We start from the raw sequence: 12,649 nt of genomic DNA on the forward strand, positions 1-12,649 counted from the left end.
AACACAACGACAAAATCGAGTCAACTATTTTTTTGCTTTAATAATAAAATAACCTTTAGTTTTGTCAACTGTCTCGACAACAGAAAATAGGGTTTTTAATTTTTCAAGCGCAGACGGTGCTCCTTGTTTCTTTTGAATAACGATCCAAAGTTCACCATTAGGAACTAAATGCGCAAAGCTTTGTTCAAAAATAACATGAACGGTTTGTTTACCTGCTCTAATTGGTGGATTTGTTAGTATGACTGCGAAATTATCGCCTTTAATATTTAATAAGCGGTCGCTTTCATAAATATCAACATTCGTAATATGATTTATAGAGGCATTTTCCTTCGCTAACTCGATGGCCCGCCCATTTACATCTACCATATGAACAAAGCGGTCATTGAATTCCTTTGCAATCGATAAACCAATTGGTCCATAGCCACAGCCTACATCAAGAACATGTCCTTCAACGTCTGGCATCATAAAAGACTCTATGAGTAAACGTGAGCCAAAATCTACTTCTCGTTTTGAAAAAACACCGTTATCAGTCTTAAAGCGGAAAGAATGGTTTCGTAAGCGATAATCCCAATATTTCGGATCACTTTCCACATTTTGTGTTCGAGAATAGTAGTGTTCGGACAATAGACTCACCTCCGGAGATCATTATATGAAGAAATAAGAGGAATAGCTCATCATTAAAGTATAACCCTTTTAATCTTAAGAACTTCTGCTCAAACGACTAGCAGCTAATGGCATCTACTCTCCATCCATCGCAGACTAAGTCGCTCTTCGCTTTTAAAATAGCCAAAAAAAGCCCGCTTATGCAGCGAGCTTTTTTATAGCAGAATTACTTAACTTCAACGTTAGCTCCAACTTCATCAAGCTTAGCTTTGATTGCTTCAGCTTCTTCTTTAGCAACGCCTTCTTTAATTGCTTTTGGAGTGTTGTCAACAAGGTCTTTTGCTTCTTTAAGACCAAGACCAGTGATTTCACGAACAACTTTAATAACTTTGATTTTTTGATCGCCAGCGCTAGCTAGGATTACATCAAATTCAGTTTGCTCTTCAACAGCAGCAGCTCCAGCTCCGCCTACCATTGCTACAGGAGCAGCAGCAGTTACGCCGAATTCTTCTTCGATTGCTTTTACAAGATCGTTAAGTTCTAAAACAGTCATAGATTTAACTGCTTCAATGATTTGTTCTTTAGTCATGATTAAGTTTCCTCCTTAGTTTTCGTTACCTTTTATTAGTTTAACGCTTCAAATTTGAATAGCTTCAGCTTTTCTAACTTACGCGCCTTGTTCTTCTTTTTGATCTGCCACTGCTTTTGCAGCAAGAGCAAGATTGCGAATTGGAGCTTGTAGTACGCTGAGTAGCATAGAAAGCAAGCCTTCGCGTGATGGTAGATCAGCAAGAGCTTTAATCTCTTCAGCTGTTGCAACGTTGCCTTCGATTACACCTGCTTTAAGTTCAAGTGCCTCGTGCTTTTTCGCAAAGTCATTCAAGATTTTCGCTGGTGCTACTACATCTTCAGTACTGAACGCAATTGCGTTCGGACCAGTTAATGCTTCGTTTAAGCTAGAAAGCTCAGCTGCATCAGCTGCACGGCGTACCATTGAGTTCTTGTAAACTTTGAATTCAACGCCCGCTTCACGAAGTTGTTTACGAAGTTCAGTTACTTCCGCAACTGAAAGACCACGATAATCAACAACGACAGTTGATACACTTGCTTTTAACTTATCAGTAATTTCGTCAACTAATTGTTTCTTTACTTCGATTACACTGCTCATCTTTACACCTCCTGTAGATTATCTACATTTATACCAGGCAAGTTAAAGCCTCCATATCGAGCAAGACATGGAGGCAGCATTCAAAAGCTGATTGTTCAGCTTAATCTATTCGCTCTACCTCGGCAGGAAATTAAGCATTTAAGCACCTGCTGTCTACAGTACAAATGTTTTATTTTAAACAACAATCTAGATTATATAAAATATATTCTAGATTGTCAATTGGTAATAAATTACTTCGCTGCTACTGTTGAAGGATCTACTTTTACGCCAGGTCCCATTGTTGAAGAAACTGTAACGTTCTTCATGTAAGTTCCTTTTGCAGCTGCTGGCTTAGCTTTAAGCATTGTATCAAAAATAGTGTTGAAGTTTTCAACAAGTTTTTCATCTTCGAAAGATGATTTACCAATAGGAACATGAATGTTACCAGACTTGTCTACACGGTATTCAACTTTACCTGCTTTAATTTCATTGATCGCTCTTGTTACATCAAATGTAACTGTACCTGTTTTAGGGTTTGGCATTAAGCCTTTAGGTCCTAATACACGACCAAGTTTACCAACTTCACCCATCATGTCAGGAGTTGCTACGATTACATCAAAATCAAACCAACCTTGTTGGATTTTGTTGATGTATTCAGAATCACCTACATAATCAGCACCAGCTGCTTCTGCTTCTTTCACTTTTTCACCCTTCGCGAATACTAAAACGCGTTGAGTTTTACCAGTTCCGTTAGGAAGCACTACTGCGCCACGGATTTGTTGGTCAGCTTTCTTAGGATCTACGCCTAAACGGAAAGCCACCTCAAGAGTTGCATCAAACTTAGTGAAGTTTGTTTTCTTAGCAAGATCAATTGCTTCAGCAATTGGGTATGCTTTTAAGCGATCTACAAGCTTTGAAGCTTCTAAATACTTTTTACCTTTTTTAGCCATTTTTATTTCCTCCTAGATTGTGGTTTTAGCGAATTATTCTCCCACGCCGAAAAGCGGAGGCACTTCTATTTTTTAAAAGTCTACTGACCTTAAAACGAAGTGCCGCTGCTAGACAGAACAAAGGTTGCGAGTATATTAAAATATCGCAACCCCTTCATTACACACTTGCGCTTCAGTTACATGGATTAGTCTTCGATAACGATACCCATGCTGCGTGCAGTACCTTCAACCATGCGCATTGCTGCTTCAACGCTAGCCGCGTTTAGGTCAGGCATTTTTTGTTCCGCAATCTCGCGTACTTTATCACGCTTTACTGTTGCTACTTTATTACGGTTAGGTTCACCTGAACCAGACTGAATTCCAGCTGCTACTTTTAAAAGAACGGCAGCAGGAGGAGTTTTCGTAATAAATGTAAATGAACGGTCTTCAAATACCGTAATTTCAACAGGAATGATTAATCCAGCTTGATCTGCTGTACGAGCGTTAAATTCCTTACAGAATCCCATGATATTAACACCTGCTTGACCTAGTGCAGGACCAACCGGTGGCGCTGGGTTTGCTTTACCAGCAGGAATTTGTAATTTAACGACTTTAATTACTTTTTTAGCCACGAGACACACCTCCTTAAAGTCCGTGATGTGGTAATAGGGACCAATTAGACCCTCCCACTCAACATATGTCTTTATATAAAAATCATAAAGAACTTAAACATTAGTCTCATCTCACAATGGAGACATACTGACCTATGAAATAGTAACATTTTTTTAATATGATTTCAAGTTTTTTTACAATAACTGATTATTTTCTTTTAAATCACACAAAAATCTAACGCTAACATATAGACATTTATAATTTTTCAATCTGTGTAAAATCAAGTTCTACTGGGGTGTCGCGGCCAAACATATTAACAAGAACTTTGAGTTTTGAGCGATCCTTGTCCATTTCTTCAACAGACCCAGTAAAGTTCGCAAAAGGGCCTTCCTTTACGCGCACTGTTTCCCCAATTTCATAATCAACATCGATCCGTTTTTCCTCCACACCCATTCGCTTAAGTAAAACGACTACTTCCTCAGGAAGTAACGGTGTTGGTTTTGAACCGGAACCAGCTGAACCGACAAATCCTGTTACACCAGGAGTATTACGGACTACATACCAAGAATCATCTGTCATAACTAGTTCGACTAATACGTAACCAGGGAATACCTTACGTTTGACAATTTTTGTTTTGCCGTTTTTAATTTCTGTTTCTTCTTCCTCAGGTACAACGACACGGAATATTTTATCTGCCATGCCCATTGATTCAACCCTTTTTTCCAAATTCGCTTTTACCTTATTTTCATAACCAGAGTAAGTATGAACTACGTACCAATTCTTTTCCATTTAAGAGGACTAGATCGTCCGTCCCTCCCTCAATTTTGCAGAAATTTTCATGCCTATTTCCTGAGCCTAACGACGCTAAACCCCACCGTTCCGCTTTCTAGACAAATTAAAAAACCCGTTCATACGGGTTTTTAGATAAAACTTCCTTTATTAATTTCCATTATACCATGAATGATGGCTATTTATTCAAGAATTAACCGAATCAATTTAGAGATTCCTAAATCTAGAACAGCAAAAAATGCTGCGAAAAATACTACTGTTGTTAAAACCGTAACCGTCGAACGAACCAATTCCCCTCGTTTCGGCCAGCTAACTTTTCTCATTTCACGGAATATATCACTGAAGAAATTCGTTATGCGCTGCATTATTTCGTAACCCCCAACAACTTAAGTAACAATGCTAGTATCTATTATTATTTTGTTTCCCGGTGAATCGTATGGGTCGCACAAGTCTTACAAAACTTTTTTAGTTCTAATCGTTCCGTTGTGTCTTTACCGGCTGTCGAATAATTTCGTGAGCCGCACTCTACACAAGCTAAGATGACTTTTTTACTCATATTCGACACCTTCAATAATCGTCTAATCTATCACTAAAAATGTAACATGACCCCTATTTAATGTCAATAACTCCTAGAACGCATTACGACTATTGACAAAATATTTCATCCTTCTACCTATAATGAAAATTCTCGAATTTCTAGATACCGTTCAAGCTTTCGCTTTACCCTTTGTAAGGCATTATCGATCGATTTCACATGACGATTTAGCTCTTCGGAAATTTCCTGATATGATTGGCCGTCTAAATAGAGCGCTAGCACTTTTCTTTCTAAGTCGCTTAATAATTCAGTCATTTTCACTTCAATATGGTCGAATTCTTCTTGATTAATAATTAATTCTTCTGGATCCAGGACCTTTGCACCTGACAGGACGTCCATTAAAGTTCTGTCAGATTCTTCATCATAAATAGGCTTGTCCAATGAGACATACGAGTTCAACGGGATATGCTTCTGCCGTGTTGCTGTCTTAATCGCGGTGATTATTTGGCGGGTAATACAAAGTTCAGCAAACGCTTTAAAAGAAGTCAGCTTGTCCTCGCGAAAATCTCGAATGGCTTTATATAAGCCAATCATTCCTTCCTGGACAATGTCTTCTTTATCTGCTCCAATTAAAAAATAGGATCTTGCTTTTGCACGTACAAAATTACGATACTTGTGAATCAAATAATCCAATGCTTCACTATCACCTTGGTGTACCAAGTCGACAATTTCCTCATCTTCCATTTCGAAAAAGTGTTCGTTAATCCTTGCTCCGAAGTCCGTACTCAAAGTAGATCCCCTCCACCGAACGTGCATAGATATTACTAGTATACATTAGAAATATTTTGAAGTCGAGGGCTCATTTCTCGCCTCTGCGCCATTTTTCAAAAATTTCTGCCATTTCTTCGCTAATCGGTATTTTTGAGACCGGCTTTTTTTCTTGGATCTTTTTCACTTTCTTTTCAATCCCTTTTTCAATGGAGGACATTTCAATCAGCAGTTCACGAGCAGACTTTCTTAATGCACCCTGTCCAAATATCGCCCATTGCTCTGTAAAATCGGAGGTCGCTACATGGATTTGTGTTCTTCGATTGCTTAAGCTAATGGCCATTTTTTCAATCCGCTCATCTGCTGTTTCATTTTCCTTTGTAAAAATAACCTCAACCTTATGATTTTTATATTTTTTCTCTATACCTTGAACATAATAGGCATCAAAAACAATAATCACACGGTAACCAGAAAAGGCCTGATATTCGGCCATTTTTTCGATCAGTCGATCCCTCGCAGCTGGTAAATCCCGGTCCTTGAGTACTTTTAATTCTGGCCAGGCTCCAATAATGTTATATCCGTCAACAAGCAGGATGTCCATATACACTACCTGCCAAGCGGATGACGTTTGCGGTATACCTCATACATGAGTAGGGATGCAGCAACAGAAGCATTTAATGAAGTTACTTTACCGGCCATTGGCAAATGGATCAGAAAATCACATTTATCACGGATTAACCTTCCCATTCCTTTCCCTTCACTGCCAATTACTAAACCGAGTGGAAGCGTCCCATCCATTTGACGGTAATCTTCCTTTCCCTTAGCATCAGTTCCAGCAATCCATACGCCCCGTTCTTTCAGTTCATCAATCGTCCGTGCCATATTCGTTACCCGGACCACTGGTATATATTCGATTGCACCCGTTGAAGCCTTAGCAACCGTTGCAGTTAGTCCAACTGCTCTGCGTTTTGGAATAATAATACCATGTGCCCCGACTGCATCCGCAGTCCTCATAATTGAACCTAGGTTATGGGGATCCTCTATTTCATCAAGCAGTAAAAAGAACGGTGCTTCATTTCTCTTCTCTGCAGCGGCAAACAAATCATCAATTTCTGCATATTGGTAAGCTGCCACATAGGCAAGCACACCTTGATGATTTTCTTCGGCAATTTGGTCAAGTTTTTTCCTTGGAACAAATTGCACAAGGACATTGGCTTCTTTCGCCAATTGTGTAATCTGCTGCATCTGCCCCCGTTGAGAACCTTCGGCAATTAATATCTTATTGATATCTCTTTCCGATTTAAGTGCCTCGATAACTGGATTTTTTCCAACAATGTATTCCTGACTCATATTATTTCGTTCCTCCTTTCATTGGAAAGCGCAATTCGCTTGTTATCGTTCGTTTTCAATACAGCTAAAGGCTTTCTCCACTAACTCCTCTAACCGTTCCAATCTGCCTTCTAAAAATAAATAGCCGATTAAAGCTTCAAATGCTGTGCTGTAGCGGTATGTTTGGACATCTGTATTCTTAGGAACCGTACCTGATTTTGCATTTCTGCCGCGCATAACGACAGCAGATTCCTCTTCATTTAAAAGCTTCTCATCCATAAATTGAAAAAGGATCCGGCACTGTGCCTTTGCGGAAACGTATCTAGTAGCCAGACGGTGCAATTGATTGGGCCTCACCTTGCCATTATAGAGAAGGTGGCGTCTAACATAAGATTCAAATACAGCATCGCCCATATACGCCAGTGCAAGGCCATTCAATTGTTTGGCATCAATATTGTTCTCAAAATCAAGCATGAATTAGCCTCTTTTCCACCTTGTACCTTGCGGTGTATCCTCTAGAATGATATTCATTTCCTTTAGCTGATCTCTAATTTGGTCGGACAGTTGGAAATTACGGTCTCTCCGTGCCTGGTTCCGCTGTTCAATCAGAGCATCGATTTCTTCATCTAACATTTCTTCGCTTCCTAGCGTTAATCCCAACACCCCGAATAACTCCTCGAATTTGTCAGTAAAGGCCTCAATTACCTGAACTGCCGTATTCTTTTCTAAAAGATAATAATTCGCCAGTTTGGATATTTCAAAGAGAACGGAAATCGCTAAAGCTGTATTAAAATCATCATCCATTGCCTCAATAAACTGGTCATTCAGGACGGTTAGCTTATCCAGCCATTCCTGATTTTGATCGGTTAAATCGGTACTTGCCTCTTTCCGATGTTTTAAATTTTGATACGAAGTTGTTAACCGTTCAAACGCAGCCTTTGTACTTTCAAGTAATTCCTCACTATAGTTAATTGGATTCCGATAATGCACCGACAGCATAAAGAACCGTAATACTTGTGGGTTGTGTCTTTTAATAATGTCATGAACGAGGACAAAGTTTCCAAGTGATTTAGACATTTTTTCATTGTCAATATTAATATACCCATTATGCATCCAGTACTTGGAGAATAATTTACCGGAAAGAGCTTCTGATTGAGCAATTTCATTTTCATGATGCGGGAAAGTTAAGTCCTGGCCTCCTGCGTGAATATCAATGGTCTCGCCTAGGTACTTCTTCGCCATTGCTGAGCATTCAATATGCCAGCCCGGGCGTCCAAGTCCCCAAGGGCTTTCCCAATAGATCTCCCCTTCTTTTGCCGCTTTCCAAAGAGCAAAGTCTAAGTCGTCTTCTTTCCTATCACCGACTTCGATTCTAGCTCCTACTTGGAGGTCATCAACCGATTGATGTGAGAGTTTTCCGTAATCATCAAAGCTTCTTGTCCGGAAATAAACATCTCCCTCTGATTCATAAGCAAAACCCTTTTCTACTAATTGGCTGATAAAATCAATGATGATATCCATATTTTCCATCACTCGCGGATGGACATCCGCCTTTTGGCAGCCTAATGCTGAAACATCCTCAAAGTATGCATCGATAAAGCGATTAGCAATGGTCGGAACATCCTCCCCAAGCTGATTAGCTGCGCGGATTAATTTATCATCCACATCTGTGAAGTTTGAAACATATTTAACATCAAAGCCGCGGTATTCCAAGTATCGGCGTACCGTATCAAAAACAATCGCTGGGCGGGCATTTCCTATATGAATATAATTATAAACAGTTGGACCGCAGACATACATTTTTACCTTTCCTTCTTCAAGCGGTACAAAGGTTTCCTTTTTTCTGGTTAATGTATTATATATTTGAATGGCCATTGACTTCTATCCTTTCATTTTTTAATTCTTGAAGCTCTCGCCTTAATTGAATGACTTCACTTTCCATCTCGCGGATGCGGTCAGCGATTGGATCAGGAAGATCGCAATGGTTTAAATCTTTTTCCTTTTGTATTCGGATGCCATCTTGAATGACTACCCTTCCTGGGATTCCGACAACTGTTGAGTTGGGCGGTACCTCTTTTAATACGACCGAGCCGCCGCCAATTTTTGAATTTTCACCTACCGTAATGGAACCAAGTACCTTAGCACCGGTGGCAATGAGGACATTATCCTTAATCGTCGGATGGCGTTTTCCTTTTTCCTTCCCTGTTCCGCCCAGTGTAACACCTTGATATATAGTTACATTATCCCCAATTTCACAGGTTTCCCCTATGACTACACCCATACCATGGTCAATAAAAAATCTCCTGCCTATTTTTGCACCGGGATGAATTTCAATTCCGGTAAAGAAACGGCTTGCTTGTGAAATGGCACGGGCCGGGAAATATAATTTACGTTTGAAGAGTGCATGTGCAATCCGATGTGCCCAAATGGCATGCAAACCTGAATAAGTCAATACGACTTCAAAAGCGCTTCGCGCCGCAGGATCTTGTTCAAAAACAACCTCAATGTCCTCCTTCATCCGGTTGAACATCGCTCTTCCCCCTTTGTTGTTATATACAAAAAACGCCCCTGTCGCAATCGACAGAGACGCATAATACGTGGTTCCACTCTGATTAGGTCGATCAAGCCATCCCCCGACTGATTGGGCCTAAGCTTATCATTACCTCACTCTACTTGTTAACGGATTGCTCCGCCCAAACCTACTCGAGTTGACTCTTTCGAAATGGGGCTCGGAGGTGCATTTCAAAAAATGGGAGGCTTAAACCACTTTCAGCCGGTGATGGTTCTCTCTTTAAAGCATCATTTTTTTACTTGTCCTCTTCTGCGCTTTGGCTTATATTATTAGGATTCTAACATTGGACCTCGATAACTGTCCAGCTCGAGCACCCAGCGGCTAGTGGACTTCGCTCTTCTCCCTGCGGTAAGTCAACATCGGATCGCTATCGCTCTCCGTGTTTCCTTTATCTCAGTCGAAGTACTTCAGTCCATACGCCACTAAACGGGTGCTTCCGCTTTTCTTGTTTCCTTTACTATATTACATTTTCTTGATCTTGTTAACTAATAATTTTATTAATTCTGTTTTGGACCTTTGCTTTCCCTAATAATTCGATTGCTTGTGGAAGGTCTGGGCCGTGTGTTTGACCTGTTACCGCTGCACGAATCGGCATAAACAGATTTTTTCCTTTTTGGCCGGTTGATTTTTGTACAGCTTTCATGGCTGCTTTTATTCCATCAGCACGGAAGCTGTCGAGTTGGTCAAGTTCCTGAGAAAAAGCCCTTAACACTTCCGGAACCGTTTCACCTGCTAAGATTTCCTTTGTGTCTTCTTCATAGACTGCTTCATCCTCGAAGAACATCTCGGATAATTCTACGATCTCCGCACCAAAGCTCATTTTTTCCTGTAATAGTCCGACAAGGCTGCGAGCCCATTCATGCTGCTCATCCGTTAAACTTTCGCTTAGTCGCCCAGCCTTAATTAAGTGTGGTAAAGCAAGCTCCAATGCGCGGTCAACCTCGATCTTTTTCATGTATTGATTATTCATCCATGCTAGCTTTTGTTGATCAAATAATGCCGGTGATTTTGAAAGACGATTAGCATCAAAAATCTCAATAAATTCTTCTTTTGAGTAGAGCTCCTCCTCACCAGCCGGTGACCAGCCTAAGAGCGTAATAAAGTTAAATAGTGCTTCCGGAAGATAGCCAAGTTCTTCATATTGTTCAATAAACTGAATAATCGATTCATCACGCTTACTTAACTTCTTACGGCTTTCGTTTACAATTAAGGTCATATGTCCAAAAACAGGTGGTTCCCAACCTAATGCATCGTAAACCATTAATTGTTTTGGTGTGTTTGAAATATGGTCATCACCACGGAGTACATGACTGATTTCCATTAGGTAATCATCGATGGCAACCGCAAAGTTATAGGTTGGTGTTCCATCCTTTTTCACCATTACCCAGTCACCCATACCTTCAGATTCGAACGATACAACCCCTTTGACCATATCGTCAAACGTATAGGTCTTACCCTCAGGCACAGCGATGCGAATACTTGGCTGACGGCCTTCTGCTTCTAATTGACGGCGTTCTTCCTCTGTTAAGTGACGGCATTTCCCTGAATAGTGAGGGGTTTCGCCTCTTTCTGTCTGGGCTTCACGTTCTGCTTCCAGCTCTTCTTCTGTACAGTAGCATTTATACGCATTGCCGGTTTCTACTAACTGATTATAATAGGTTTCATAAATATCATTTCTTTCTGATTGGCGGTAAGGTCCGTATTCGCCGCCGATATCAACACTTTCATCCCAATCGATTCCGAGCCATTTTAAATATTTTAATTGGCTCTCTTCCCCGCCGGCAATATTCCGTTTTTTATCAGTATCTTCTATTCGAATAATAAATTTTCCGCCTTTATTTCGGGCAAATAAATAATTGAATAGTGCAGTACGGGCGTTTCCAATATGTAAATGTCCTGTGGGACTTGGAGCATACCTTACACGAACTTGGTTTGACATAATGCTGCCTCCATCGTTATATATTGTCTCAACCGATTTATTTTACCATTGTAATGTCTATCTATAAAGTCTAATCATTAACCTTTTTTAATAAAACAACGGCTTGAGATGCAATCCCTTCGCCTCTGCCTGTAAAGCCCAGTTTTTCTGTAGTCGTCGCCTTTACATTAATTTGCTCTGGCGATGCCTCTAGCAATTCAGCAATCCGTGCCCGCATGTCTTCAATATAGGGCGCCATTTTCGGTTTTTGGGCAATAATGGTGCAGTCTGCATTGACTAACTCGTAACCTTTATCTTTGACTAGCTGCCACACATGTTCAGTAAGCTTTGCCGAGTCAGCATCTTTAAAATTGGCATCTGTATCGGGAAAATGTTTGCCAATGTCCCCCTCACCAATCGCACCAAGACAAGCATCGCAAACAGTATGTAATAAAACATCTGCATCAGAATGTCCCAAAAGCCCTTTTTCATACGGGATTGTAATGCCGCCGATGATTAGCGGGCGCCCTTCTGTTAATTGGTGCACATCAAAGCCCTGTCCAATTCGAAACATCAAAAAAACCCCTTTATTATGAAATTAAAATTAATTCTTTGAACTTAGATAACTGTCTAACTGCAGCGCCTAGGGGATCTTGGGTCTAAGCCGACCCGTCGAAAAGGTTAAAGAACAACCTTCCCGCCGGCTCGTCTTATGCTTGTCGCCCCTGTTCAAGGCACTTCCGCTTTTCGAGTATGGCTTCCGCAAAAAATAAATCCTCTGGTGTTGTCAATTTAATATTATCGTAATCCCCCTCGACAACCGTTACAGGATAACCTATACGCTCGACTAAACTGGCATCATCCGTCCCGAGAAAGTTGTCCTCTTCTGCTTTTTGATAAGCCTTCTTAAGTAAAGAAATGCGAAAAGCTTGTGGGGTTTGAACAGCCCACAAGCTTGAACGTTCGACAGTTTCCACTACCACACCATCATTTACTTTCTTCATAGTGTCTTTGGCCGAAACGCCCATAATAGCAGCACCTGTTTTTTCTGCCTTCTGTGTTAGATGGCGGATATGGTCCTTTTGAATAAACGGCCGAGCTGCATCATGTACAAGAATTATTCCATCTTCTTTGACTGTCTTAAGTGCATTATATATGCTGTACTGCCGTTCGTCCCCGCCCTGTACCAAATCAGATGCTTTCGAAATTTGATACTTTTTAAGCAGCTCATTAATTTCCTGAGCATCCTGAGTATGTATCGCTAAAATTATACCATTGCAGGCTTCATCCTCTTCAAATACCCTTAAGGTATGAATAAGCACCGGCAGACCATTAAGCTCTAATAAAAGTTTGTTTTTCCCCGCGCGCATTCTTTTTCCCAGGCCAGCCGCTGGGATAATGACTTGGTAACCCATGAATATACCTCTCTATCTGTCTTACTGCAGCA

17 protein-coding genes and 2 other annotated features are annotated in these 12,649 nt (G+C 40.6%); all 17 genes read right to left on the minus strand.

The features are described 5' to 3' along the window. Positions 1-24 precede the first annotated feature (24 nt). Complete coding sequence (locus tag ACZ9EE_RS15415; protein ID WP_476028352.1) at positions 25-624, minus strand: class I SAM-dependent methyltransferase; 600 nt, start codon at positions 622-624, stop codon at positions 25-27. A 205-nt stretch (positions 625-829) separates the two neighbouring features. Then, positions 830-1,192 carry a 50S ribosomal protein L7/L12 gene (gene rplL / locus ACZ9EE_RS15420; protein WP_101645926.1) on the minus strand — a complete coding sequence of 121 codons (363 nt, stop codon included), beginning with the start codon at positions 1,190-1,192 and terminating at the stop codon, positions 830-832. A gap of 78 nt (positions 1,193-1,270) precedes the next feature. Next, a complete protein-coding gene (rplJ, locus tag ACZ9EE_RS15425) occupies positions 1,271-1,771 on the minus strand; it encodes a 50S ribosomal protein L10 (protein WP_476028355.1) in 501 nt (166 codons plus the stop codon). A 33-nt stretch (positions 1,772-1,804) separates the two neighbouring features. Further along, positions 1,805-1,948 (minus strand) — a sequence feature (ribosomal protein L10 leader region). Positions 1,949-2,001: 53 nt separating this feature from the next. Beyond that, the gene (gene rplA / locus ACZ9EE_RS15430) at positions 2,002-2,700 is read right to left on the minus strand and encodes a 50S ribosomal protein L1 (protein ID WP_476028357.1); all 699 of its coding nucleotides are present in this window, start codon (positions 2,698-2,700) and stop codon (positions 2,002-2,004) included. 185 nt (positions 2,701-2,885) lie between these two features. Continuing rightward, complete coding sequence (rplK, locus tag ACZ9EE_RS15435) at positions 2,886-3,311, minus strand: 50S ribosomal protein L11 (RefSeq protein WP_141561102.1); 426 nt, start codon at positions 3,309-3,311, stop codon at positions 2,886-2,888. 235 nt (positions 3,312-3,546) lie between these two features. Beyond that, the gene (gene nusG, locus ACZ9EE_RS15440) at positions 3,547-4,080 is read right to left on the minus strand and encodes a transcription termination/antitermination protein NusG (protein WP_476028359.1); all 534 of its coding nucleotides are present in this window, start codon (positions 4,078-4,080) and stop codon (positions 3,547-3,549) included. A 182-nt stretch (positions 4,081-4,262) separates the two neighbouring features. Continuing rightward, positions 4,263-4,445, minus strand: coding sequence for a preprotein translocase subunit SecE (secE, locus tag ACZ9EE_RS15445; protein ID WP_476028361.1), 183 nt, complete (start codon positions 4,443-4,445; stop codon positions 4,263-4,265). Between the two features lie 47 nt (positions 4,446-4,492). Beyond that, positions 4,493-4,636 carry a 50S ribosomal protein L33 gene (gene rpmG, locus ACZ9EE_RS15450; protein WP_476028363.1) on the minus strand — a complete coding sequence of 48 codons (144 nt, stop codon included), beginning with the start codon at positions 4,634-4,636 and terminating at the stop codon, positions 4,493-4,495. A 117-nt stretch (positions 4,637-4,753) separates the two neighbouring features. Further along, entirely contained in the window at positions 4,754-5,404 is a 651-nt protein-coding gene (sigH, locus tag ACZ9EE_RS15455; RefSeq protein ID WP_476028365.1) for an RNA polymerase sporulation sigma factor SigH, read from the minus strand. Positions 5,405-5,474: 70 nt separating this feature from the next. Continuing rightward, positions 5,475-5,984 carry an NYN domain-containing protein gene (locus ACZ9EE_RS15460; protein WP_476028367.1) on the minus strand — a complete coding sequence of 170 codons (510 nt, stop codon included), beginning with the start codon at positions 5,982-5,984 and terminating at the stop codon, positions 5,475-5,477. 5 nt (positions 5,985-5,989) lie between these two features. Beyond that, entirely contained in the window at positions 5,990-6,733 is a 744-nt protein-coding gene (gene rlmB, locus ACZ9EE_RS15465; protein WP_476028369.1) for a 23S rRNA (guanosine(2251)-2'-O)-methyltransferase RlmB, read from the minus strand. A 42-nt stretch (positions 6,734-6,775) separates the two neighbouring features. Then, a complete protein-coding gene (locus tag ACZ9EE_RS15470) occupies positions 6,776-7,186 on the minus strand; it encodes a Mini-ribonuclease 3 (protein WP_476028371.1) in 411 nt (136 codons plus the stop codon). 3 nt (positions 7,187-7,189) lie between these two features. Next, a complete protein-coding gene (gene cysS / locus ACZ9EE_RS15475) occupies positions 7,190-8,587 on the minus strand; it encodes a cysteine--tRNA ligase (RefSeq protein ID WP_476028372.1) in 1,398 nt (465 codons plus the stop codon). Beyond that, the gene (cysE, locus tag ACZ9EE_RS15480) at positions 8,568-9,242 is read right to left on the minus strand and encodes a serine O-acetyltransferase (RefSeq protein ID WP_476028374.1); all 675 of its coding nucleotides are present in this window, start codon (positions 9,240-9,242) and stop codon (positions 8,568-8,570) included. The genes cysS and cysE overlap by 20 nt, the downstream gene beginning before the upstream one ends. 49 nt (positions 9,243-9,291) lie before the next feature. Further along, positions 9,292-9,545, minus strand: a binding site (T-box leader). Positions 9,546-9,765: 220 nt separating this feature from the next. Continuing rightward, positions 9,766-11,223 (minus strand): glutamate--tRNA ligase, encoded by a 1,458-nt coding sequence (gene gltX / locus ACZ9EE_RS15485; RefSeq protein WP_476028376.1) that lies wholly within the window; start codon positions 11,221-11,223, stop codon positions 9,766-9,768. 70 nt (positions 11,224-11,293) lie between these two features. Further along, the gene (gene ispF / locus ACZ9EE_RS15490; RefSeq protein WP_476028377.1) at positions 11,294-11,776 is read right to left on the minus strand and encodes a 2-C-methyl-D-erythritol 2,4-cyclodiphosphate synthase; all 483 of its coding nucleotides are present in this window, start codon (positions 11,774-11,776) and stop codon (positions 11,294-11,296) included. 136 nt (positions 11,777-11,912) lie between these two features. Further along, positions 11,913-12,617 (minus strand): 2-C-methyl-D-erythritol 4-phosphate cytidylyltransferase, encoded by a 705-nt coding sequence (gene ispD, locus ACZ9EE_RS15495; RefSeq protein ID WP_476028379.1) that lies wholly within the window; start codon positions 12,615-12,617, stop codon positions 11,913-11,915. Positions 12,618-12,649: the final 32 nt, after the last annotated feature.

The sequence above is a fragment of the Bacillus sp. URHA0034 genome (assembly GCF_056280405.1).

Excerpts from the sequence above, each read along its gene's own strand:
- gltX (WP_476028376.1), bottom strand. The coding sequence starts at position 11,223 with ATGTCAAACCAAGTTCGTGTAAGGTATGCTCCAAGTCCCACAGGACAT.
- ispD (WP_476028379.1), bottom strand. The coding sequence starts at position 12,617 with ATGGGTTACCAAGTCATTATCCCAGCGGCTGGCCTGGGAAAAAGAATG.
- rpmG (WP_476028363.1), bottom strand. The coding sequence starts at position 4,636 with ATGAGTAAAAAAGTCATCTTAGCTTGTGTAGAGTGCGGCTCACGAAAT.
- cysE (WP_476028374.1), bottom strand. The coding sequence starts at position 9,242 with ATGTTCAACCGGATGAAGGAGGACATTGAGGTTGTTTTTGAACAAGAT.
- secE (WP_476028361.1), bottom strand. The coding sequence starts at position 4,445 with ATGCAGCGCATAACGAATTTCTTCAGTGATATATTCCGTGAAATGAGA.
- rplJ (WP_476028355.1), bottom strand. The coding sequence starts at position 1,771 with ATGAGCAGTGTAATCGAAGTAAAGAAACAATTAGTTGACGAAATTACT.
- ACZ9EE_RS15460 (WP_476028367.1), bottom strand. The coding sequence starts at position 5,984 with ATGGACATCCTGCTTGTTGACGGATATAACATTATTGGAGCCTGGCCA.
- rplA (WP_476028357.1), bottom strand. The coding sequence starts at position 2,700 with ATGGCTAAAAAAGGTAAAAAGTATTTAGAAGCTTCAAAGCTTGTAGAT.
- ispF (WP_476028377.1), bottom strand. The coding sequence starts at position 11,776 with ATGTTTCGAATTGGACAGGGCTTTGATGTGCACCAATTAACAGAAGGG.
- ACZ9EE_RS15470 (WP_476028371.1), bottom strand. The coding sequence starts at position 7,186 with ATGCTTGATTTTGAGAACAATATTGATGCCAAACAATTGAATGGCCTT.
- rplL (WP_101645926.1), bottom strand. The coding sequence starts at position 1,192 with ATGACTAAAGAACAAATCATTGAAGCAGTTAAATCTATGACTGTTTTA.
- nusG (WP_476028359.1), bottom strand. The coding sequence starts at position 4,080 with ATGGAAAAGAATTGGTACGTAGTTCATACTTACTCTGGTTATGAAAAT.
- rlmB (WP_476028369.1), bottom strand. The coding sequence starts at position 6,733 with ATGAGTCAGGAATACATTGTTGGAAAAAATCCAGTTATCGAGGCACTT.
- cysS (WP_476028372.1), bottom strand. The coding sequence starts at position 8,587 with ATGGCCATTCAAATATATAATACATTAACCAGAAAAAAGGAAACCTTT.